Origin of the sequence: Bacillus sp. AK25 (genome assembly GCF_048270685.1) — a bacterium.
Classification (GTDB): domain Bacteria; phylum Bacillota; class Bacilli; order Bacillales; family Bacillaceae; genus Bacillus; species Bacillus altitudinis.
This window is the reverse complement of sequence record NZ_JBLUWC010000001.1, coordinates 1505406-1529162: the sequence shown is the minus strand read 5'-3', so window position 1 is coordinate 1529162 and position 23757 is coordinate 1505406. Positions and strand designations below refer to the sequence as shown.

23 protein-coding genes are annotated in these 23757 nt (G+C 41.2%); all 23 read right to left on the bottom strand.

What is annotated here, in order from left to right; translation table 11 throughout:
• Positions 1 to 37: 37 nt before the first annotated feature.
• On the bottom strand, positions 38 to 817 hold the full coding sequence (gene codY / locus ACNO7B_RS07890) for a GTP-sensing pleiotropic transcriptional regulator CodY (RefSeq protein ID WP_007499612.1): 780 nt from the start codon (positions 815 to 817) through the stop codon (positions 38 to 40).
• A gap of 34 nt (positions 818 to 851) precedes the next feature.
• Positions 852 to 2252 carry an HslU--HslV peptidase ATPase subunit gene (hslU, locus tag ACNO7B_RS07885; RefSeq protein WP_008344818.1) on the bottom strand — a complete coding sequence of 467 codons (1401 nt, stop codon included), beginning with the start codon at positions 2250 to 2252 and terminating at the stop codon, positions 852 to 854.
• Between the two features lie 16 nt (positions 2253 to 2268).
• Positions 2269 to 2814: an ATP-dependent protease subunit HslV gene (gene hslV, locus ACNO7B_RS07880; protein WP_007499614.1), complete on the bottom strand. Its 546-nt coding sequence runs from the start codon at positions 2812 to 2814 to the stop codon at positions 2269 to 2271.
• Positions 2815 to 2828: 14 nt separating this feature from the next.
• Entirely contained in the window at positions 2829 to 3746 is a 918-nt protein-coding gene (gene xerC / locus ACNO7B_RS07875) for a tyrosine recombinase XerC (RefSeq protein WP_007499616.1), read from the bottom strand.
• Between the two features lie 62 nt (positions 3747 to 3808).
• Complete coding sequence (trmFO, locus tag ACNO7B_RS07870; RefSeq protein ID WP_007499618.1) at positions 3809 to 5113, bottom strand: FADH(2)-oxidizing methylenetetrahydrofolate--tRNA-(uracil(54)-C(5))-methyltransferase TrmFO; 1305 nt, start codon at positions 5111 to 5113, stop codon at positions 3809 to 3811.
• A gap of 70 nt (positions 5114 to 5183) precedes the next feature.
• The gene (topA, locus tag ACNO7B_RS07865) at positions 5184 to 7259 is read right to left on the bottom strand and encodes a type I DNA topoisomerase (RefSeq protein WP_417901381.1); all 2076 of its coding nucleotides are present in this window, start codon (positions 7257 to 7259) and stop codon (positions 5184 to 5186) included.
• A 194-nt stretch (positions 7260 to 7453) separates the two neighbouring features.
• Positions 7454 to 8356, bottom strand: coding sequence for a DNA-processing protein DprA (gene dprA / locus ACNO7B_RS07860; RefSeq protein ID WP_417901380.1), 903 nt, complete (start codon positions 8354 to 8356; stop codon positions 7454 to 7456).
• A 63-nt stretch (positions 8357 to 8419) separates the two neighbouring features.
• Positions 8420 to 9322 (bottom strand): succinate--CoA ligase subunit alpha, encoded by a 903-nt coding sequence (gene sucD / locus ACNO7B_RS07855; protein ID WP_007499624.1) that lies wholly within the window; start codon positions 9320 to 9322, stop codon positions 8420 to 8422.
• A gap of 22 nt (positions 9323 to 9344) precedes the next feature.
• Positions 9345 to 10505, bottom strand: coding sequence for an ADP-forming succinate--CoA ligase subunit beta (sucC, locus tag ACNO7B_RS07850; RefSeq protein WP_008344824.1), 1161 nt, complete (start codon positions 10503 to 10505; stop codon positions 9345 to 9347).
• A 176-nt stretch (positions 10506 to 10681) separates the two neighbouring features.
• Complete coding sequence (locus tag ACNO7B_RS07845; protein WP_008344827.1) at positions 10682 to 10957, bottom strand: FlhB-like flagellar biosynthesis protein; 276 nt, start codon at positions 10955 to 10957, stop codon at positions 10682 to 10684.
• Positions 10954 to 12687: a glycosyltransferase gene (locus tag ACNO7B_RS07840; protein ID WP_417901379.1), complete on the bottom strand. Its 1734-nt coding sequence runs from the start codon at positions 12685 to 12687 to the stop codon at positions 10954 to 10956. The genes ACNO7B_RS07845 and ACNO7B_RS07840 overlap by 4 nt, the downstream gene beginning before the upstream one ends.
• 28 nt (positions 12688 to 12715) lie before the next feature.
• Complete coding sequence (locus ACNO7B_RS07835) at positions 12716 to 13480, bottom strand: ribonuclease HII (protein ID WP_417901378.1); 765 nt, start codon at positions 13478 to 13480, stop codon at positions 12716 to 12718.
• Between the two features lie 76 nt (positions 13481 to 13556).
• Entirely contained in the window at positions 13557 to 14405 is an 849-nt protein-coding gene (gene ylqF / locus ACNO7B_RS07830; protein WP_007499632.1) for a ribosome biogenesis GTPase YlqF, read from the bottom strand.
• Between the two features lie 90 nt (positions 14406 to 14495).
• Positions 14496 to 14843 carry a 50S ribosomal protein L19 gene (gene rplS / locus ACNO7B_RS07825; protein ID WP_008344834.1) on the bottom strand — a complete coding sequence of 116 codons (348 nt, stop codon included), beginning with the start codon at positions 14841 to 14843 and terminating at the stop codon, positions 14496 to 14498.
• Positions 14844 to 14980: 137 nt separating this feature from the next.
• Complete coding sequence (trmD, locus tag ACNO7B_RS07820) at positions 14981 to 15715, bottom strand: tRNA (guanosine(37)-N1)-methyltransferase TrmD (protein WP_007499635.1); 735 nt, start codon at positions 15713 to 15715, stop codon at positions 14981 to 14983.
• Positions 15712 to 16236, bottom strand: coding sequence for a ribosome maturation factor RimM (rimM, locus tag ACNO7B_RS07815; RefSeq protein WP_017367236.1), 525 nt, complete (start codon positions 16234 to 16236; stop codon positions 15712 to 15714). The genes trmD and rimM overlap by 4 nt, the downstream gene beginning before the upstream one ends.
• Positions 16237 to 16244: 8 nt before the next feature.
• Positions 16245 to 16631 carry a YlqD family protein gene (locus ACNO7B_RS07810; RefSeq protein WP_008344839.1) on the bottom strand — a complete coding sequence of 129 codons (387 nt, stop codon included), beginning with the start codon at positions 16629 to 16631 and terminating at the stop codon, positions 16245 to 16247.
• A 103-nt stretch (positions 16632 to 16734) separates the two neighbouring features.
• Positions 16735 to 16980, bottom strand: coding sequence for a KH domain-containing protein (locus tag ACNO7B_RS07805; protein WP_012009937.1), 246 nt, complete (start codon positions 16978 to 16980; stop codon positions 16735 to 16737).
• Complete coding sequence (gene rpsP / locus ACNO7B_RS07800; RefSeq protein ID WP_008344841.1) at positions 16980 to 17252, bottom strand: 30S ribosomal protein S16; 273 nt, start codon at positions 17250 to 17252, stop codon at positions 16980 to 16982. The genes ACNO7B_RS07805 and rpsP overlap by 1 nt, the downstream gene beginning before the upstream one ends.
• 105 nt (positions 17253 to 17357) lie before the next feature.
• Positions 17358 to 18701, bottom strand: coding sequence for a signal recognition particle protein (gene ffh / locus ACNO7B_RS07795; RefSeq protein ID WP_410685242.1), 1344 nt, complete (start codon positions 18699 to 18701; stop codon positions 17358 to 17360).
• Positions 18702 to 18714: 13 nt separating this feature from the next.
• A complete protein-coding gene (locus ACNO7B_RS07790; protein WP_008344844.1) occupies positions 18715 to 19047 on the bottom strand; it encodes a putative DNA-binding protein in 333 nt (110 codons plus the stop codon).
• Between the two features lie 141 nt (positions 19048 to 19188).
• Positions 19189 to 20175: a signal recognition particle-docking protein FtsY gene (gene ftsY / locus ACNO7B_RS07785; protein WP_017359097.1), complete on the bottom strand. Its 987-nt coding sequence runs from the start codon at positions 20173 to 20175 to the stop codon at positions 19189 to 19191.
• Positions 20176 to 20196: 21 nt separating this feature from the next.
• Positions 20197 to 23757, bottom strand: coding sequence for a chromosome segregation protein SMC (gene smc / locus ACNO7B_RS07780; RefSeq protein ID WP_417901377.1), 3561 nt, complete (start codon positions 23755 to 23757; stop codon positions 20197 to 20199).

Sequence of the window (23757 nt, the reverse complement as noted above, 5' to 3'; positions counted from 1 at the left end):
TTTTCAGCGTTTATTTCGGCCGAAAAGGGTTTTTTGATTAGTGAGATTTTAAATTTTCAAGTTCAATTAAAAATTTGTTGTTTAATACTTTAATGTATGTTCCCTTCATTCCAAGAGAACGAGATTCAATAACGCCTGCACTTTCTAATTTACGAAGTGCGTTTACGATCACTGAACGAGTGATTCCTACACGGTCAGCAATCTTACTTGCCACAAGCAGCCCTTCGTTTCCATCAAGTTCTTCAAAGATATGTTCAATCGCTTCAAGTTCACTGTATGAAAGAGAGCTGATCGCCATTTGAACAACCGCTTTACTTCTTGCTTCTTCTTCAATTTCTTCCGCTTTCTCGCGAAGAATCTCCATTCCAACAACTGTTGCGCCGTATTCAGCAAGAATTAAATCATCATCTGTGAATGTATCTTGCAAACGAGAAAGGATTAACGTCCCTAAGCGGTCTCCGCCTCCGATGATTGGCACAATCGTTGTCAAACCTGATTGGAATAAATCACGGTTCTCAATCGGGAAAGCTGTGTACTCACTGTTGATGTCAAGGTTTGAAGATGTTTCAGGGACATTGAATAAGCTTTTTGTATATTCTTCAGGGAACTGACGATCTTCCAGCATTTTTTTCATACGTGCATTTTCAATCTGCTGGTTAATGGAGTAGCCAAGAAGCTTCCCTCTTCTGCTTAATACGAAAATGTTTGAATCAATGACATCTCTCAATGTTTCTGCCATTTCTTTAAAATTAACCGGTTTCCCCGCTGCATCTTGCAGCATCGAGTTAATAATCCTTGTTTTTTGTAGTAACGCCATAATAATGATCCTCCTAGATTACTTTATTCATTTGTTAAAGTATAAATTGACTTAAGTCTTTGTTATTTGCAATCTTTCCTAGCTTCTCTTCTACATACTGAGGGGTAATGGTCACTGTTTCCATTGTAATATCAGGCGCCTCAAATGAGAGCTCTTCTAACAGCTTCTCAAGTATGGTGTGAAGCCTTCTTGCACCGATGTTATCCGTCTCCTGATTGACGTGATAAGCCACTTCGGCAATCTTATGAATAGCATCGTCAGAAAATTCAAGAGATATACCTTCTGTTTCAAGTAAAGCCTTATATTGCTTTAATAACGCGTTATCTGGTTCCGTTAAGATTTTCACAAAGTCTTCTATACTTAATTTATCTAATTCTACACGGATTGGGAAGCGCCCTTGAAGCTCTGGAATCAAATCCGAGGGTTTCGCCATATGAAAAGCGCCTGCTGCTACAAATAGAACATGATCTGTTTTCACAGCCCCATACTTCGTCATCACAGTGGAACCTTCTACAATCGGTAAAATATCACGTTGAACCCCTTCACGAGAAACATCTGCAGACGATGCACCACCGCTTTTGGCAATTTTATCGATTTCATCGATAAAGATGATTCCTTGCTGCTCTGCTTTTTGCACGGCTTCCTGACCGACTTCATCCATATCAATCAGTTTTGAAGCTTCCTCAGCAGTTAACGCTTTTCTCGCTTCTCTGACGGTCAGCTTTCTGCGTTTTTTCTTTTTAGGCATGAGATTGCTAAGCGCATCCTGCATGTTCATACCCATTTGCTCCATACCCGAGCCTTGAAGCATATCAAACATGGAAGGCTGCTGCTCTTCGACTTCAATCGTGACGTAATGGTCTTCAAGTTCACCCATCGCCAGCTGGTGCGCAATGCGTTTTCTCGTCGACTCAAGCTCTACTTCTTCACTTGAGTGATCTCGATCACTTTCATCAGCATCAGAACCACCAAACAGCATCTCAAAAGGATTTTTCACAGACTGACTTTTTTTCTTTCCAGGAACAAGTAGATGAACAAGCCGTTTGTTTGCTTGTTTTTCCGCTTCTTCTTGAACATCCTTCATTTTTTCTTCTTTGACTAGTCTGATTGCTGTTTCCACTAAATCTCTGACCATTGATTCTACGTCACGTCCGACATATCCAACTTCAGTAAACTTCGTCGCTTCCACTTTAATGAAAGGTGCACCAGAAATCCTTGCAATTCTGCGGGCAATTTCTGTTTTCCCCACACCTGTCGGACCAATCATTAAGATGTTTTTAGGAACGACTTCATCCTTTAGCTTATCATGTAAAAGACTTCTTCTGTAACGGTTTCTTAAAGCCACCGCCACTGCTTTTTTCGCATCAAGCTGACCAATAATGTACTGATCAAGCTTTTCAACTATCTCTCTTGGGGTGAACGGCTTTTTCTCCATACGTCTCATGTCCTTTCTATTCAAGCTCTTCTAAAGTGATTTGATCGTTCGTGTAGACACAGATTTCTCCGGCCGTTTCAAGAGCTGCCTTTGCAATCTCTCGAGCTGAGAGATGGTCACCTGCATGTTTTTTGAGTGCTCTCCCGGCGCTAAGCGCGTAGTTACCGCCTGACCCGATAGCCAAAATGCCATCGTCTGGCTCGATGACCTCTCCTGTTCCAGATACGAGCAGGATGCTTTCTTTATTCATGACGATCAGCATGGCCTCAAGCTGTCTGAGCATCTTGTCACTTCGCCATTCTTTCGCCAGTTCTACAGCTGCTCGTTTTAGGTTACCACCGTATTCTTCAAGCTTCGTTTCAAACTTCTCAAAGAGTGTAAATGCATCTGCAACTGAACCAGCAAAACCTGCGAGTACTTTGCCTCCGAAAAGACGGCGCACTTTTTTTGCTGTGTGTTTCATGACGACAGCCTGCCCAAAAGTGACTTGACCGTCTCCAGCCATCGCACTTTTTCCTTTATGTTGAACGGCAAAGATTGTGGTTGCATGAAATGATGACATGAAAAAACCTCCTTTTAGGATCGTTTAAAAGCCCTTGGGTGATGAGACATGTACGTTTTTCTTAAAGAATCTTTTGATACATGCGTGTACACCTGTGTTGATGATAAATTTGAGTGACCGAGAAGTTCTTGAACACTTCTTAAATCCGCTCCCTCGTTTAAAAGATGCGTAGCAAAGGTGTGCCTTAACATGTGAGGATGGATATGTAATGTGCCAGATGCCTTTTTCATTAATTCAGTGAGAATGAATCGAACGCCTCTGTCTGTAAGAGGAGCTCCGCGCTGATTCAAAAACACATGTGAATCAGCACGATCCTTTCCCTTCACTTTCAGCTTCTGCCTTCCATCCTCTAAATATGTGGAGAGCGCTTCATGTGCATAAGAGCCGAAAGGTACATACCGCTGTTTGCTGCCTTTCCCATGAACAAGCACTGTATCCATCGATAAATCAAGATCAGATTCTTTTAATGAACATAACTCACTGACCCTCATACCTGTTGCATAAAGAAGTTCTAAAATGGCTTGATTTCTTTGACCAAGCGGTGTATTTACATCAGAAACTGTAAATAGCTCTTTTAGTTCCTCTTCATACAAAAATGAAGGAATTCGCTTATCCTGCTTTGGTAAGCTAACGAGTAAAAAAGGATTTTCTTTCACAAGCTGTTCTCTTAATAAAAATTTATAAAAGCTGCGAAGTGCAGAGACTTTCTTACTAATCGTTCTTCTTGTAAGGCCTTTTTCATAAGCTTCTGTTAAATAAATTCTCGTATCTTGATAGGATACCTCTTCAAAACCGTCTATTCCTTGAATGTTCATAAATCTGACAAACTCTTCAATCGCCTCAGTATAACCTGAGATCGTTAAAGCTGAATAGTTCTTTTCAATCTGCAAATATTCAATGAATAAGTGGACAAGACGCTGTTTATCTGTCATTTTTACACCTCTTTAAGGCTTTTAAATGGTATCACATATCTTGCTTCCCGTGCAATGTTTTACTACAGAGATTTCGAAATAGTTTGAATAGTTTCGATTGCGCGTTTAGCGTACTCTGCATAGCGCTCTTGTTTGTTTTTAATTCGAACGCCAAGATCTTTCAGCAAGCCAAAGTTTGCATTCATCGGCTGGAAGCTTTTCTTGTTTGTTGATGTGATGTAGTAAGCCATACTGCCAATCGCTGTTTCTTCTGGAAGTGTCACAAGCTCTTCTCCTTTAACAAAACGAGCTGCATTGATTCCAGCCACTAATCCTGAAGCCGCAGACTCAACATATCCTTCAACACCAGTCATTTGTCCGGCAAAGAATAAGTCGTCTCTATTTTTAAATTGATACGTCGGTTTTAGAAGGCTTGGCGAGTTAATAAATGTATTACGGTGCATTACACCATAACGAACAATCTCTGCCTCTTCAAGACCTGGGATCAAACGGAATACTTCCTTTTGATCGCCCCATTTTAGATGTGTTTGGAAACCAACAATATTATATAAAGTACCTGCTGCATCATCCTGTCTTAATTGAACAACAGCATAAGGTCTTTTTCCTGTTTTCGGATCTTCAAGTCCAACTGGTTTCATCGGTCCAAAGAGCATAGTTTTTTTCCCTCTTTTGGCCATGACTTCAATGGGCATACAGCCTTCGAAGAAGATTTCTTTTTCAAACTCTTTTAACGGCACAGTTTCAGCCGAAATGAGCGCCTCATAAAAACGATCGAATTCTTCTTCTGTCATCGGACAGTTTAAATAAGCCGCTTCCCCTTTATCATAACGTGATTTCAAATACACTTTATCCATATCGATGCTGTCTTTCTCGAGGATCGGCGCTGCTGCATCGTAGAAATATAAATACTCTTCACCTGTTAAGGATTTTAATTCTTTTGAAAGTGCTTCTGATGTAAGAGGACCCGTTGCGATAATCGTCGGACCTTCTGGAATGCTTTGCACTTCTTCTTGAAAGACCGTCACATTCGGGTGATTTTTCACGCGGTCTGTGACGTTCGCTGCAAATTCATGACGATCTACTGCAAGCGCTCCACCAGCAGGAACCGAGCTTTCATCTGCCGCTGCGATGATTGCTGAATCTAAATGACGCATTTCTTCCTTTAATACACCTACTGCGTTTGTTAAAGCGTTCGCACGCAATGAGTTACTGCATACGAGCTCCGCAAATTTATCAGTGTGGTGAGCTGGTGTTTGTTTGACAGGTCTCATTTCATACAGATGGACTTTAATTCCGCGCTTGGCAATTTGCCATGCCGCTTCACTTCCTGCTAAACCTGCTCCGATCACATTTACAAATTGACTCATTGTACAACTCTCCTATTTCGTAAGTTCTATTTGATGACATAAAAAAGCAGGTGAACAAGGCTGCTCACCGCTATTTTTGTTGTTCCTCTTTATAATCACAGTTCACACATTGAACTTGAATGCCTTTTTTCAGCTTTTTCTCTACAAGCATATTTTCGCATTTTGGACACTTTCTTTCAATTGGTTTGTCCCAAGAGACGAATTCACACTCTGGAAAACGATCGCAACCGTAAAAAATGCGGCGCTTCTTAGATTTCCGTTCAACGATATTTCCTTCGTGACAAGTCGGACATTTGACACCAATATCTTTGACAATTGGTTTTGTGTTACGGCAGTCAGGGAAATTAGAGCATGCCATGAACTTACCGTATCTCCCCATTTTGTACACCATTGGATGACCACACTCTTCGCAATCAACTCCGGCGTATTCAGGCTCGATCTCAACTTCCTGCATCTCTGCTTCTGCTTTTTCTACCCGTTTTGCAAAATCTTGATAGAAACTGTCGATAATGCGTACCCATTCAATCGTACCTTCTTCAACGCTATCAAGTTCTTTTTCCATTTTCGCAGTAAATTCTACGTTAATGATTTCAGGGAAGAATTCAATAATTAAGTTGAGCACAATCTCTCCAAGCTCTGTTGGAATAAACCGTTTGTTATCAAGTGCCACGTAGCCACGCTTTTGAATGGTATCTAATGTTGGTGCATACGTCGATGGTCGGCCGATACCTAGCTCTTCAAGGGTTTTGACAAGTCTTGCCTCAGTGTAGCGTGGAGGCGGCTGCGTGAAGTGCTGCTCTGGTTCAATATCTTTTGAAAGAACGGTATCCCCCTCTTTCAGATCAGGAAGCATTTTGTCCTTTTCTTCTAACTGGTCGTCCTTCCCTTCAACATATACTTTCATAAATCCAGAGAATTTTACCTTACTTCCATTTGCACGGAAAGTAAGCCCGTTATTTTCAAGATCCACACTCATTGTATCAAGAACAGCTGGTGCCATTTGGCTTGCCACAAAACGTTCCCAAATCAATTTATAAAGACGAAGCTGATCTCTACTTAGCACGTGTTTGACATCTGCTGGTTTTCTTAGCGTAGAAGTCGGACGGATGGCTTCATGAGCATCCTGTGTATTTTCGTTCTTTTTGGCAGTACGTTTTGTTGTATTCAAGAAATTCTTGCCGTACGTTTGATCAATGAAAGCAGATACTTCTTCAATTGCCGTATTGGAAATACGTGTTGAGTCCGTTCTCATATATGTAATGAGACCTACTGTACCTTCTTTACCAAGATCAATTCCTTCATATAATTGCTGTGCAATCATCATCGTTTTCTTCGCACGGAAGTTTAGTTTTCTCGCTGCCTCTTGTTGTAAGGTAGATGTTGTAAACGGAACAGCTGGGTTGCGTTTACGTTCTTTTTTCGTCACTTTTTCAACAGAAAACTTGCTTCCTTTTAATTTCGAAAGGATTTCTTTTACATCTTCTTTTGTTTTTAGCGGATGTTTTTTGCCATTTACGCCAAAGAAACTCGCTTCAAAGCTTTCTTTCCCTTTTAGGAAGGTGCCATCAATTGTCCAGTATTCTTCTGGTTTGAATTCATTAATTTCATTCTCGCGGTCAATAATCAGGCGGAGTGCAACTGATTGAACACGACCGGCGCTTAAGCCCTTTTTGACTTTCTTCCATAAAATTGGGCTGATTTTATATCCAACCAGACGATCTAAGATTCGTCTTGCCTGCTGTGCATCAACCAAGTCCATATCGATCATACGTGGATGTTTAAAGGAATCTTTAATTGCATCTTTTGTAATCTCGTTAAAGACAACGCGGCAATCTGAAGAGAGGTCAAGGTCAAGGCTGTGGGCTAAATGCCAAGCAATCGCTTCTCCCTCTCTGTCGGGGTCAGCTGCGAGATATACTTTTTTTGCTTTCTTCGCTGCTGTTTTTAATTCTTTTAAGACTGGACCTTTTCCTCGAATCGTAATATATCTCGGTTCGAAGTCATGCTCAGTGTCAACACCAAGCTGACTTTTCGGTAAATCCCTTACATGCCCCATTGAAGCCTTTACTTTATACTTTTTTCCTAAATAACGCTCAATCGTTTTCGCCTTTGCTGGCGACTCAACGATGACTAAATAATCAGCCATACTCAAAATCCCCCTTAAGAGGTGTTCTCTCTTTATCCATTTCACAAATTTATATTTATGTTAATTGCACCTATCTAACAGGCAATCGTTAAAAATTCTTTATGATGAACATCATTATAAACACGAAAAACAAAGTGTAAACTTAAATCCTCACTATTATTAAATATTCCGATGTCTTTTGTCAAACGATATTTTTATGGGAGTTCAGTATATTGAACACCGCTCAAGGAGAATTCCTCTAAAATATCCTTTGTTGAATGAACAAGCTTGGCACCTTGCTGAATCAGTCTAGCTGGACCTATAGAATTAGAATCAAAGATCGATCCTGCAACAGCAAACACTTCTTTTCCTTGCTCTAATGCCTGGTAGGCTGTAATAAGCGAACCGCTCTTTTCTTTGCACTGGACCACGATGGTTCCTCTTGTCAGGGCACTAATTAATCGGTTTCTCATTGGAAAATGCCATTTTTCTGGTTTGATATAAGGCGGATGCTCTGACAACAGTAAATGATGTTCTCCCATATATTGAGCCATTTGCACATGTTCTTTTGGATATACATGTTGAAAGCCGCCAGCTACAACACCAATCGTTTTTCCTTTTTTTCTTATGCACTCTTTGTGTGCAAGTCCATCAATTCCTTTTGCTAAACCACTCACAATCATCCAATCTTCCTCTACAAGTTCTCCAACAATTTTCTTCACGCACGCTTCTCCATAAGAGGATGGCACTCGTGTACCTACTACACCTAAACTTTTTTCTTCATTTAAATAGGTAACGTTTCCTTTTAGGAATAATACTGGGGGAGGATCATAAATGTGTTTTAGTGAGCTGGGATATATAGGTGATGTGATGGGAATCATGTGAATATTTTGCTTTAAATAGGCTTGAACGATGTGTTGAAAAATGGGGAATTCATTTTCTTCAGCTTGTTGTAAGCGGGTAAAGTCGATCTTTTGTAATGATCGATCCTGTTTGAAATGATGTGTTTCTTCATTTATATATAGCTCAGGATCGACTTTCCACCATTTTGTTAACAAAGAGGGTGAGATGAGGCCTTTTAAGCGGTGAAAAATCATTCTTTCGGACACGTTGTACATACCATTCCTCCAGTTTAAGATAGAAAGAAGAAGACTTGTCAAAGAACAAGTCTTCTTGTGTCATTAATGCGTTTTACAAGCTTCAAAGAGATTCTTCTCTTTTAACACTTTAATTAAGGTTTCTCCCATGACAGATGGTGTCTCTGCCACTTCAATTCCACATTCACGCATTGTTTTTACTTTTTCATCAGCAGTTCCTTTACCACCAGAAATAATGGCACCAGCATGTCCCATACGTTTTCCTGGAGGCGCTGTTTTACCGCCAATAAAGCCAACAACCGGCTTGGTCATATTTGCTTTTACCCATTCAGCTGCTTCTTCTTCAGCAGTACCGCCGATTTCACCAATCATGATCACAGCATGCGTTTCAGGATCTTCATTGAAGGCTTTTAATACATCAATAAAGTTCGTACCATTGACAGGGTCGCCGCCAATTCCTACAGCTGTTGATTGACCAACACCAGCCTCTGAAAGCTGATGTACCGCTTCATATGTAAGCGTTCCAGAACGAGACACAACACCAACATGACCTTTTTTATGAATGTAGCCAGGCATGATGCCAATTTTACATTCTTCAGGTGTAATCACACCAGGACAGTTCGGTCCAACAAGTCTTGTCTTCTTACCTTCCATATAGCGTTTCACTTTAACCATATCCAGAACTGGAATGTGTTCTGTGATACAAATCACTAGATCCACTTCTGCATCAACAGCCTCTAAAATGGCGTCTGCTGCAAATGGTGCTGGTACATAGATAACAGAAGCATTTGCTCCAGTTGTCTGTACTGCTTCAGATACAGTATTAAATACAGGAACTCCCTCTACTTCAGTTCCACCTTTTCCAGGTGTGACACCGCCAACGATATTTGTTCCATACTCAATCATTTGTTTTGTATGGAATAATGCGGTTGAACCGGTAATCCCCTGAACAATTACTCTCGTATTTTTATTAATAAATACACTCATTTAGGTTCCCTGCCTTTCTGCTCTACTTGACTAAAGATACAATCTTTTCTGCCCCGTCAGCCATAGACTCAGCAGAAGTGATATTTAAGCCTGAATCACTCAGGATTTTCTTCCCTAATTCAACGTTTGTTCCTTCAAGACGTACAACGAGTGGTAATGTTAAGCCGACTTGTTTCGTCGCTTCAACAACACCTTCTGCAATGACATCACATTTCATGATGCCGCCAAAAATGTTCACGAAAATCCCTTTGACATTTTGATCAGATAAGATGATTTTAAATGCTTCCGTTACTTTTTCAGCAGTTGCACCGCCGCCAACATCAAGGAAGTTTGCAGGGTCCCCGCCGTAATGCTTGATGATATCCATTGTAGACATCGCAAGGCCTGCTCCATTCACCATACAGCCAATATTCCCATCTAGTGAAATGTAGCTTAGGTCATATTTAGATGCTTCAATCTCCTTTGGATCTTCTTCATCAAGGTCACGGTATTCTAATATATCTTTTTGTCTATATAAGGCATTGCTATCAAAGTTTAATTTTGCATCAAGTGCCATGACTTTTCCATCACCTGTTACAACAAGAGGATTTATCTCGGCAATTGAACAATCCTTTTCAATAAACGCATTGTAAAGGCTTGTCATAAACTTAACAGCTTGACCAACTAATTTTGTTGGAATATTAATTTTAAACGCAACTTCTCTCGCCTGATAGGCTTGGAGACCAATCGCTGGGTCGATGACCACTTTCACGATTTTTTCTGGCGTTTTTTCTGCTACTTCTTCAATTTCAGTACCGCCTTCTTCAGAAGCCATCAAAACAATTCTTGATGTCGCTCTATCCAAAACGAGTCCTACATAGTACTCTTTTTGAATATCGCAGCCTTCTTCAATAAGTAAGCGTTTTATTTCGCGCCCTTCAGGCCCTGTTTGATGTGTGACAAGTGTCTTGCCGAGCAATTCCTCTGCAAACCCTTTCACTTCATCTTTTGTTTTTGCAATTTTTACCCCACCTGCTTTACCACGGCCGCCTGCATGAATCTGTGCTTTTACGACATATACAGAGCTTCCAAGCTCTTCTGATGCTTTCACTGCTTCATCAGGTGTAAATGCTACTTTACCATTTGGAACTGAAACCCCATATTTTCTTAGGATTTCTTTTCCTTGGTACTCATGGATATTCATTTCCCATCCTCCCAACATATGTAGAAACAAAAATTATAAAATAGACTGCGCTTTCATTTTAAAGAATAAAAAAGAGAATGTCTAGGGTTCTATGTAAAATCGTAAAATCCTTCTAAACATTCAAACTTTTATTTTATTAAAAATATAAATTTTTCAGTCAAAACACTTATTTTACCTTATTTTTTCATTTTTTGATCCAATCGATAGATAAATGAAAATATTTCTGCTACAGTATCGTATAACGCTTCTGGGATTTCCTCATCGAGCGTTAAGTGGCGCATCAGTTCTACTAAATTACGGTCTTCTTGAATAGGGACCCCAGCTTTTTGAGCTTCTTCAATAATATGATCAGCCACATAGCCACTGCCTGTTGCAACGACTTTTGGCGCTTTTTGTTTTTCTTCATCATAGTGTAGAGCGACCGCTCTTCTAAGCGGTTTTGAATCTTTCATACTCGTAAGTCCAGCCCTTTCTCGCTGATTTTATGAAAGTGTTCATCCAGAAAGTCAGACGGATCAATTGGCTCTTCTCTCTTTTTCGCTGTAATCCCCGTCAAACTATACCCTAGGGCATTTAAATTCTCTCGAACAGCTGGAATCATTGGATTAATGGTCCCTTGCAGTTCGTGAGCCGTCTCGACTGTAATTGACATCACTTTTTGCTGAATCGTACAGTCTATTAACGTTTCTTCTAAGTTTTCCATGTTTAAATAAAACATTAAACGGCACTGAGAAATATCGATAGAGCCATCTTTTTTCTTATGCCCTTTTAGAATAAAGGTTAAATCTTGAACACTATGTTTTGAGAAAAGCGGGTAAGAAACCATCATTTGACTAACTGTTTGGTTTTCCTGATGCACTAGTAACTGCCCATTTAATCTATGGAATAATTGATCCACTTCTTTTTTTACGGGCTCGGGAACATCAGCTTGCCTTGCATCATTTAAAACCATCTTTAATTGGTGAAGCTCTTGACTTTTGACATCTTGGCTGCCCTTTTCCAGTAATTTCAGCATCCCAATTTCATCTCGTACACCTATCGCTTTTTTCATCGTCATCAGTAAATCGAGTACATCGGTTTTATTGCTTAATGCTGGTTCAGTCTGCTGAATGACCTTTACCAATGCGTTCGCCTCTGTTTTTGAAAGAAACGGAAATTCCTTTTGAAGCACGGCTGCCTTTGCGTCAGCCTGTGGTCCTGCCTGCTGGACTGCTTGAACCAGTGATGTGAGCTGTTTTACATCAAGCTGCTGCTGTCCGTCTATGCCTTGCTTTGTGATGCTTGTCAGAATGCGTTCTATTTGCTGAAGCGGGAGCTGTTTTGGACTTAATAATTGCTGCACGCTGTTCTGATTCACTGTATCCACCTGTCGCCCTTGTATAGCGGCGGGCTGGCTCTGCTTTGTTTGCTGAGCCGGATTGACATGAGGCTGCACCAGCTGCAAGCTTTCTCCTTGCTTCGTTTGACCTTCTTTTGCTCCTAGAAGCACCGATAAGAGCTTTTCTGCATGAACAGTTGTCTCAGCATTTACAACCGTACGAACGGCCTGTGTAAGAGCCTGTGTGGCTTCTGATTGCTTCGGAAGCTGTGTTAATCGATCTAGCAGTGCTGTCACATCCTGATGAAGTGCAGAGGGGGATTTCATCGCTAATATTGATTGGAGCACTCCTTGCTGAATCGGCAAATCTTTCTTTAAAGCAAAAAGAAGTGCTTGCAGACCTTTTTTGATATCCGCGCCTTGAAGTTGTTCAATCCATTTTACTGCCGTTTTTAACTCTGCTTCGTTGATGACCGGTTTTTCTTTTAAAAAGGCTGTAGCTGTTAACATTTGTTCAAGTCCATTTTTAAGCGATAGACCTTCTAGTAGTTTAGCTGCGGCATCCTTTAATGTTTTAGGATCTTGGTCAAATTGCTGAACAGGTCTTAATTTACTCAGACTGCCTCCACCTTCTTGTTCTAATTGGAACCAGTAGAAAGAATCGGCTTTGAGCTGAGCCGCTAGCTGCGCTTTGATTTTGGTCGAACCTATTTGAACAAGTGCTGTATCATCCCCGAGCATTTTCAGTACTTTGCCGAGAATGAGCCGGTGAATAATTTCCTTTCCTTCCGTGTTAAGCGGAACAGATTCTGCCGTATTCAGCCGACTATTCAGTGCAGTATGTATATCTTCAACTCTTGTCATCACAGGCAGCCTCCTTGTGTCAAAATATTTATGAAATAACAGATTTCACTGGTGCAAATGATAACCGGTGGATAGGTGTGGCGCCATGTGTTTGAATGGCAGCAAGGTGCTCTTTCGTTCCATACCCTTTATGTTTTTCAAATTGATACTCAGGGTACTGGCGTCCATACTCTTCCATCATTTGGTCCCTTGTCACTTTGGCAATACATGCACCAGCTGCGATGGATGCGCTTTTAGCATCTCCTTTGATGATATTCTCCTGTTGAGTAGGAAGCGGGAGCGTCATCGCATCTATGAGTAGATAATCAGGTGTGTGAGTGAGCTGCTTTACAGCCCTCACCATCGCCAGTCTTGATGCTTCGTATATATTGATTTCGTCAATCGTTGCCGCATCAACAATGCCGATGCCGATGTCGAGCGCTTCCTTTTGAATGAGCTTATAATAGGTCATTCTTTTTTTCTCAGATAGCTGTTTTGAATCATTTAAACCGAGTAGGATGGTATCTTCTTTTAATATCACAGCTGCCGCAACCACTGGACCAGCGAGTGGTCCTCTTCCTGCTTCATCTATGCCTGCAATATAAGTGTATCCTTGCGCTTTTGCTTTGGTTTCAAATTGCAGCATTTGCTTCCATGCTGCATGTAGTTCTTGCTGTTTTTCTCTCTCTTTGTTCCATTTGTCCATCAGCTTCTGGACACTTTTTCTTGTATCGTCTTTCAATAGTTCACGAATGTATGACTCGTCGTCAGCATGTTGTTCTATTAATTCTTTTATTTGTTTGACCGTGTACATTGGCTTTTCCGCAGCCTCCTTCTTTATATCGGCAGTTTTTCGCAAAAAATAAAGACCCGCATGAGCTGCGTGTCTTTTAGCTTTCAGGCTTCTCAAAAGTGAGGGGACCAAATTTTTCCGTTCGAATATCCCGAATGATGATTTCGGTCGTTTTGTCGTAATTAATGAATCCTCCACTCATCAGACAGCCGCGTTTTGTGCCAATGGCATCAAACAGCTCAACTGTATCTTCAGGTATTTCTGCTAGATCATAGCGTTTTTTTAATCGCTCTGGATAGTGCTCTTCTAAAAAGCGCAGCGCATAAACGGCGACATCCTGCAAGTTGATGATTGAGTCTTTAATCGCTCCGGTGACGGCCAGCCTAAGACCTACTTGTTCATCTTCAAATTTCGGCCAGAGAATTCCGGGGGTATCGAGCAGTTCAAGTTCTTTTCCTACCTTCACCCATTGCTGTGACGTCGTAATACCAGGTCGATCTCCTGTTTTCGCAATATTTTTCTTTGCCAACCGATTGATCAGCGTTGATTTGCCGACATTGGGAATTCCGATAATCAAAGCTCGAATGGCACGCGGCTTAACACCTTTCGCTTTCATTCGATCGAACTTTTCTTTTAAGATTTCTTTTGATGTCGTAATGATTTGATTTAACCCTTGTCCATCGACAGAATTAATGGCAAGCGACCGTACACCTTGCGCTTCAAAGTGTGCCTGCCACTCTTTTGTCATACGAGGATCTGCTTTATCCGCTTTGTTCAAAAGCATAATTTTCGGTTTGTTTTGGAGGATTTCTTCTATCATTGGGTTTCTAGAGGACATCGGAATCCTTGCATCGGTTAATTCAAATACGATGTCGATGAGCTTTAATTTTTCTGTGACTTCCCGTCTTGCTTTTGCCATATGGCCTGGAAACCATTGAATTGTCATATGTGCACCTTCTCTCTTCTAACGGTTGTCTCTATACATTGTACAAAAAAAGAGCCTGTTACAGGTAACAAGCTCTTTCCTTTGATATCATTATCGTCTGATTTCTTTGATACGAGCCGCTTTACCGCGAAGTTCACGTAGGTAGTAAAGTTTCGCACGACGTACCTTACCGTGACGTACAACTTCGATCTTAGCGATTTTTGGTGTGTGTACAGGGAATGTACGCTCAACGCCTACACCGTAAGAGATCTTACGAACTGTGAAAGTTTCGCTGATTCCACCACCACGACGCTTAATTACAACACCTTCAAAGATCTGGATACGCTCACGAGTACCCTCGACAACTTTCACGTGTACACGTAAAGTGTCACCAGGACGGAACGCAGGAAGATCAGTGCGTAATTGTTCTTTTGTGATTTCTTCAATCAATTGTTGCATCGTTTTCAACTCCTTCCAACAGATGCTCATGTCCTCTTTCTTCATTGCAGCGGAACATCGTTTTCAAACTTGAATCGGCAAGCCGTCCAAGTCACAAGTAGTATCATACCACACCTGTATACCTTGTGCAATACAATCTAGTCATTATGAAGCTGCCAAAGCCATCTTTTTTCTTCATCCGTTAATGTTTTGCAAGAATCGATCAAATCTGGCCGTCTTGTATAGGTTCGCTTCAACGATTCTTTACGCCGCCACTCTTCAATTTTGGCATGATTTCCAGAGAGAAGCACATCTGGTACTTTCAATCCTTTATAATCAGCTGGTCTTGTATAGTGCGGATGCTCAAGCAGACCTGTACTAAATGAATCTTCGATATGAGACGCTTCTTTTCCAAGCACATGAGGCAAAAGCCTGACCACACTGTCTGCAATCATCATCGCCGGCAGCTCTCCGCCTGTGAGAACGAAATCTCCGATTGAGATTTCATCTGTGACAAGATGCTCCCTGATGCGCTCATCGTAGCCTTCATAGTGGCCGCAAATGAACATAAGATGCTCTTCTTTTGCAAGCTCTTCTGCTTTCTTTTGTGTATATCTTTCTCCTTGAGGACAGACAAGAATAATGCGGGGCTTCTTGTTTGCTTTTTTCGTTAAATCTTCTACCGCATCAAATACAGGCTGTGCTTTCAGAACCATGCCAGCACCGCCACCATACGGATAGTCATCCACTGTTTTATGTTTATGATCGGAATACTCCCTAAAATTCACGACATCAAATGAGACCGCATCTTTTTCCTGAGCTTTTTTTAAGATCGATGAGTGAAGCACTCCTTCGAACATTTCAGGAAACAGTGTTAAAAAGTCAATTTTCATTCGTCAATGAGTCCTTCCATCACTTCAATGTGTACTTTCTTGGATGAAATATCAACTGTTTTGACGACAGATGGAATATAAGGGATGAGGGCATCTTTTTTGCCTTTTCTTCCAACCACCCATACATCATTTGCCCCTGGCGTTAAAACTTCTTTGATTTGACCAATCAGTTTGTCCTCTTCATCATATACTTCACAGCCGATGATTTCGTGGAAATAAAATTCCCCTTCATCTAATGAACCAAGATGTTCTTTTTCTACTTTTAAAATCGACTCTTTTAATTGCTCAGCTTCATTTAACGAGCCGACTTCTTCAAATGTCAGTAAATCAAATTGTTTGTGCTGTCTATGTGATGCGACAGTCACTTTTATTGGTTCTTTTTGATTTTGTTTGAAAATATAAAGGACGCTGCCTTTTTTGTAGCGTTCTTCTGGGAAATCAGTCTTTGACACAACACGTACTTCTCCGCGCACTCCATGTGTATTGACGATCTTTCCGACATTCAACCATTCTAGCTCCATGTTCTCAATCACCCCTGACGTATTTCCACAATGGTGCCGTCTTTCACGACGATGACATTGTCTTGCATTTTGTCATCCCATTTATCACCTATTTTTACTTCAATCAGCGCATCCACTTCTGTTTCTTTCATTTCACTGCCAAGAGGCAAGATATGCAGCTGCTCGACTTGAAAATCAATTTGCCTCATTTTCTCTTGTCTTTTTTCAATGGCTTTTTGAAATTGAGGGATGGCTTCTTGCTGATGTGGTTCTTTTTCATGCTTTTTTAGTTGAAAATATAGTTGATTGCACTCACGTTCTAGTCTTTCTTTTTTCTCCAAAAAAGTCGTTAACAGTTTGTCCTTACTGCTTTCAGTTAATACTTGCATGACGGTGACATGTTGAATGATCTGCATCTTCCTTTTTGTCCCCCTATCCGAAGGCATTTGTCCTCTACAGTATAACGAAAAATAGATTTAAACGTGTAAAAAAAGGGGAGGTCCTAAGCCCTCTCCCTTTTTAGTCAGCAATCTCAAGTTGAACTTTCTTAGAAGACTCTGCACTTGCTGCAAACATGACTGTTCGTATCGCTTTAGCTGTACGTCCCTGCTTTCCGATCACTTTTCCGGTATCTTCAGCATTGACAGACAGTGTGTAAATGACCTGCTCATCTTTTTCTAATGAAGATACGTGAATATCTTCAGGGAAATCAACAAGTGGCTCGACGATGGACACAATCAATTCTTCCAAGGACAGCTCATTCATTATTTGCTGTTTTTCGCATTATGAAATTTTTCAAGAATTCCTTGGCTTGAGAAAAGGTTACGAACTGTATCAGATGGTTTCGCACCATTTTGAAGCCATTTAAGCGCTAATTCTTCGTTGATTTTCACCTCAGCTGGTGATACCACTGGGTTGTAAGTTCCAACTGTTTCGATGAAACGACCGTCACGTGGTGAACGAGAATCTGCTACAACAATACGATAGAAAGGAGATTTTTTTGCTCCCATACGTTTTAAACGAATTTTTACTGCCATTTTACTAGCACCTCCGAAAATATTTCAACAAGATAGTATATTAACAATGATAAAAGGGTTTGTAAAGTGTTTTTTCTTAACAATGGTTTTATCATGTATAACCAATTACATAAATGGTAATTTAAAGCCGCCTTTTTTCTTTCCTTTGGACATGTTGGTCATTTGCTTCATCATCTTTTTCATTTCGTCAAATTGTTTTAAAAGGCGATTGACTTCCTGTACAGATGTTCCGCTTCCTTTTGCAATCCGTTTTCTTCGGCTTGCATTGATGACCTCTGGCTGTTCTTTTTCTTCGGTCGTCATTGATTTAATGATCGCTTCGATGTGATTGAGCTGCTTTTCGTCTACTTGGACGTTTTTGAGCCCTTTCATTTTACCGGCTCCCGGCATCATTTGGATCAGTTCATCAAGTGGACCCATGTTGCGAACCTGCCCAAGCTGCTCGAGGAAATCATCGAGCGTGAAGCTCATTGTCCGCATTTTTTGTTCAAGCTCTTTCGCTTTATCTTGGTCAACGTTTGCTTGTGCTTTTTCAATAAGCGTGAGCACATCTCCCATGCCAAGAATTCTCGATGCCATCCGCTCCGGGTGGAATGGTTCAATTGCATCAAGCTTTTCACCTAGTGCGGCGAATTTAATCGGCGTATTTGTGACTGCACGAATTGAAAGTGCTGCCCCGCCTCGCGTATCACCGTCTAGTTTTGTCAGAACGACACCTGTTAAACCAAGCTGTTCATTAAAGCTTTTTGCGACATTGACAGCATCTTGACCAGTCATCGAGTCAACAACGAGGAAAATCTCTTCTGGATTTGCGACTTCTTTTACTTTCTGAAGTTCATCCATTAAGTCTTCATCAATATGAAGACGTCCTGCTGTATCTAAAATGACATAATCATGATGTTCTTCTTTCGCTTTTTCAATTGCCTGTTTGGCAATTTCGACAGGACTAACTTGATCACCTAATGAGAATACGGGCATATCAAGCTGTTTCCCAAGCGTTTGAAGCTGCTGGATCGCTGCTGGTCTGTAAATATCAGCGGCCACCATCATCGGCTTGCGATTATGTTTTTTGCGAAGTAAGTTGGCAAGCTTTCCAGTTGTGGTCGTTTTACCTGCCCCTTGAAGACCAACCATCATAATAACAGTTGGAGATTTTTTCGCTACAGCGATTTTACTCTCTTCCCCGCCCATTAAATCAGTGAGTTCTTCTTTTACAACTTTAATGACCTGTTGTCCTGGGGTAAGACTTTGCATGACCTCTTGTCCAACTGCCCGCTCGCTTACTTTTTTCACAAAGTCTTTGACTACTTTAAAATTGACGTCAGCTTCAAGAAGGGCAAGGCGTACCTCGCGCATCATTTCTTTTACATCTTGCTCTGACACTTTTCCTTTGCCGCGGATTTTTGAAATCGTCTGCTGCAGTCGGTCGGCTAATCCTTCAAATGCCATACTGTGCCGCCTCCTAATCTAATTTCTCAAGCGATTCAATTAAAGCTTCTGCTTCTTCCTTTTGCGCGGAATCTGCTACAAGCTCTCTCATTTTTGTGAGAAGTTCTTTACGCTCTTTAAATTTCTTAAACAAGAGCAGCTTTTCTTCATATTGTTCAAGCATCGCTTCAGTCCGTTTAATATTATCATAAACAGCCTGTCTTGATACTTCATATTCATCCGCAATTTCACCGAGGGAAAAATCGTCTAGGTAGTAAAGCGACATGTAGCTCTTTTGTTTTGCGGTCAACAACGATTGATAGAAATCAAACAAGTAGTTCATTCTCGTTGTCTTTTCAAGCGTCATGGGCTCTCTCCCCTTTGTTAAGTTCATTCCCTTTACAACAACTAAGTTTACACGGTTCTGATCTATGTGTCAAGTTTTTATCTTGTCACTTCCTGCGGCGATATATAAATAAAAATGCCGGCAATTTTGCCGGCATCTTGATTAGTCTTCTTGATCAATCATGTCTGAGAATAATCCGTACACATACGATTCAGCATCGAACTCTTGCAGATCGTCTACTTTTTCACCTAATCCGACAAGTTTTACAGGGATGTTGAGCTCATTGCGAATGGCAAGAACAATCCCGCCTTTTGCAGTACCGTCAAGCTTTGTTAAAGCGATACCTGTCACATTTGTTGCTTTAGAAAATTCCTTCGCTTGCGCCATCGCATTTTGACCTGTTGTCGCATCAAGGGCAAGCAGTACTTCGTGCGGTGCATCGGGCACTTCGCGTTCAATGACTCTCTTGACTTTCTCTAGCTCTTTCATCAAGTTGACTTTGTTTTGCAGTCTGCCTGCTGTATCACAGATCAAGACATCTGCTTTTTTGGCTTTAGCTGATTGAACGGCATCATAGATGACCGCTGCCGGGTCAGAGCCTGCTGTTTGTTTAACGACAGGAACACCAGAGCGCTCGCCCCATACTTCAAGCTGCTCAATCGCCCCCGCACGGAACGTATCACCTGCTGCTAAAATGACGGATTTCCCTTCATTTTTTAGCTTGTTTGCCAACTTACCAATGGTTGTGGTTTTACCGACACCGTTCACGCCTACAAATAAAATAATATTTAAACGGCCGTCTTCAATGTTCAGTTCAGAAATTTGTTCCTCACCGCTATTGTAAATCTCCACGAGTTTTTCAGAGATGACTGCTTGTACTTCACTTGGGTCTTGAATGTTTCTTAATTTCACTTCTTTTTTCAGCTCATCAATCAGTTCCATCACAGTCGTGAAACCAACATCCGCACCGATTAACACTTCTTCTAGTTCTTCAAAAAAGTCTTCATCCACTTTACGATAGCGAGAAATGAGTTCATTTACTTTTCCCTGAAACGAATTTCTCGTTTTTTCAAGTCCATCTTTAAACTTTTCTGATACTGAATCGGTTTGCTGCGTAAATTTTTCTTTTAATTTCTTAAAAAAGCTCATTGGTTCAAAAACCTCCTTTAATTACTGGACAAGCTCTTTCGTTTCCTCTAGTTTGACAGATACCAGTTTTGAGACACCTGACTCCTGCATCGTGACACCGTACAGAACATCTGCTTCTTCCATGGTTCCTTTTCGGTGTGTAATGACAATGAACTGTGTTTCTTGGCTGTATTTCTTTAAATACTGGGCAAAGCGGAACACATTCGCTTCATCAAGCGCTGCTTCTACCTCATCTAGCACACAGAATGGAACAGGTCTCACTTTTAAGATCGAGAATAATAAAGCGATGGCTGTTAATGCTCTTTCTCCGCCTGAAAGCAGGCTTAGATTTTGCAGCTTTTTCCCCGGCGGCTGCGCCACAATATCGACGCCTGAGTTTAGTAAATCGTTTGGATCTGTGAGCTTAAGGTCTGCTCTTCCTCCGCCAAATAATGCTTGGAAAACAGATTCAAAATGCCCGCGGATTTGAGAGAATGTCTCAGAGAAACGTTTCGTCATCTCCTGATCCATTTCTTCAATGACTTGGAATAACGTATTTTTCGCTTCTGTCAGATCATTGCGCTGTTCTGTTAAGAAGAGATAACGTTCATTCACACGTTCATACTCATCAATGCTTCCTAAGTTCACTGTTCCAAGCTCTTCAATGGCTAGTTTGATCAATTTCACGCGTTTTCTTGCTTCATCCGGCGATAGCGTCAGATGATACATTTCTTTTGCTCCTTCAAACGAAAGGGCATACTCTTCGTTTAAATAGGCGATGAGGTTATCAAGTTCAACTTCCATGCGGCCAAGCTTGATCTCTTCATCTTTTAAGCTTGTCGTGAGCTGTTTATACAGGCGTTTTTGCTCTTTTAGTTCACGTTCTGCGAATTCTAATGTTTCAGAAAGAGCCAGGCGCTGTTTGCGTCGCTCTGAGATAAGCGCTGTCGTTTTGTTTTTATGTTCCAGTTTCTCTTTTGCCGCTTCTTCCAGTTGTTCGGCGCCGCTTGAGCTGGATGACATTTCACTTGTTAAGAGGGACAAATCTTCTTTTGTTTCCGTCAGCGTCTTTTCAGCCTCTTCTAATTCAGCCGTTAAGCTCGACAGTTTTTCTTGTTCATTTGCTAAAGACTGCTCTTTTTTGGCAAGCGAGATTTTCAGCTCTGTTAATTCGGAAGAAATGGTTTCTTTCGTTGAGCTTTGGGTCTGCTTCCGTTTAGTTAACGTGTTGATCTCTTCGTCAAGAGAGGTCAGTTTCTCACCTATAGATGTTTCAAGGGCTGCCTGCTCTTTGTCCTTGCTCGCAAGTTCGCTAGAGCGCTGCTGCAACTCTTCTTTTTCTTGATCATAGAGCTCTAGATGAGCGTTAATATTTTTTTCAGCTACTTGCAGTTCATATAATGTCCCTTTTAACTCTTGCTGCTTTTCTCGAAGCATTTCGCCGCGCTGACGCAGTTCATTTAATTGGACTTCGCTTTCGGCAATCGATTGCTTCGTTTCTTTTGTTTCTTTTTCAAGGATCGTTGTTTTTTCTTCCATTTCAACGAGTTGCTTTGTTAATGTTTCAATCTCTCGGTTTCTGGAGAGGAGGGAATTGTTCTTTTTCTTTACACCGCCCCCAGTCATTGAACCGCCCGGGTTCACGACGTCCCCATCAAGGGTCACGATACGATAACGATGTCCAAGCATTTTCGCTAGCTCATTGGCACCTTTTAAGTCTTTCACGATTAGGACTGTTCCAAGCAAATTCCGAATGACTTTTTCATACTTTTCATCAAAGGAAACGAGCTGACTCGCTACGCCGATAAATGCGTCATGCTGCTCAGCTGTTTGAATATCTCTGAACTGAATGGTTCGTTCTTTGATGACGTTCATCGGCAGGAAGGTCGCACGCCCAAAGGAATGCTGCTTTAAGTATCCAATGGCCTGTCTGGCAGCCACTTCATTTTTAGTAACGACATGCTGCGTGGCTGCGCCAAGTGCAATTTCAATCGCTGTTTCATGTTGCTGCTCTGTTTGAATCAGCTCTGCAATCGCCCCGTGAATACCACCTAACCGATCCTTTGCCTTTAAAACCTCTTTCACTCCTTGGAAAAATCCTGAGAAGTCTTCCTGCATGGATTCAAGCATTTCTTTTTTAGATTTTGCCTGCTGTACATATTGATAGGCTTGGTAAAGAGCTGTTTCTTTTTTCTCGTATTGACGTTTCATCTGCTCTAGCTTTTGTTCCGCTTCTCTAAAGCGTTTCACCTGAGCCAAAATGTCTTCTTCTCGTTCTGAAAGTTGCTTCTCGGCTTCTGTTTTCTTTTCCTTCACAGATACCCGTTCTTCGATATGTTTCTGATTATTTTGCGTTAACCGCTCTAGCTGCAAGGCTGCTTGGCGCTGCTGCTCTTCTAGTAATGTACGTTCGTTTCGGATAGAAGCTTGCTCGTTTAATAGGTCAAAATAATCGCTTTTTAGCTGTTCAATTTGCCCTTCCACATCTTCACTATGAAGAGACAGCTGATGCTGTTTTGTTTTCACTTCATCTTTTAGCTGCTGCACTTCTGTTTGCAGGCTGTCACGTGTGACTTTCTGCTGTTCAATCTTTTCCGTTAACGACGCCTGTTTTTCGGTTAAACGCACGAGCGTGTCTTCTAGCTGCCCTTGGTTAGCGGCCGCATTTTTTTTCCGTTCTTTTAGAACTTCTTTTTTCCCTTCAAGTTTTTCTAGTTCTTCACTTGTGAAAAGGAGGACTTCTTGAAGGTCATGAATCGAATCGTCAAGCGCCTGAATACGGTCTCTCGATTCTTCGATTTTGGCTTCCTTCGCTTGAATGTCTGTGGACTGCTTCATTTCATCTTGTTTGAACCGCTCGACAGCTTCACCAAGTGTTGTCCATTTTTTGTGCAGTGCTTCAATATCATGGACGGTGAGAGCAATTTCTACATTTTCAAGTTCTTCTTTCTTTTGCAGATAGTCTTTTGCGATAGATGCCTGCATTCTTAGTGGTTCTACTTGATCTTCTAGTTCATGCAGAATATCTTCCACCCGGTTTAAGTTGTCCTGCGTTTCAAACAGTTTATTCTCGGCTTTTTTCTTTCTTGTTTTATATTTCAGGACACCAGCTGCTTCTTCAAAGATGCTACGTCTTTCTTCAGCTTTACTCGATAGAATCTCTTCTACCTTACCTTGGCTGATGATCGAAAAAGCTTCTTTTCCAAGACCTGAATCCATGAAAAGATCAATAATATCCTTTAAGCGGACAGATTGATTGTTAATGAGAAATTCACTTTCTCCAGAACGATAGACTCTTCTTGTCACACTGACTTCGTGAAAATCGATCGGCAAAAAGTGATCTTCGTTATCGAGCGTTAATGTCACTTCTGCTAAGTTGACTCGTTTTCTTGAGTCACTTCCTGCAAAAATGATGTCTTCCATTTTTCCTCCGCGGAGGCTTTTTGCTGATTGCTCTCCAAGTACCCAGCGGATCGCATCAGTAATATTACTTTTGCCGCTTCCGTTTGGTCCAACAACAGCTGTAACCCCTTTGACAAAGTCTACGGTCACCCGCTGTGCGAAAGATTTGAATCCTATCACGTCTAAACGTTTGAGGAACAT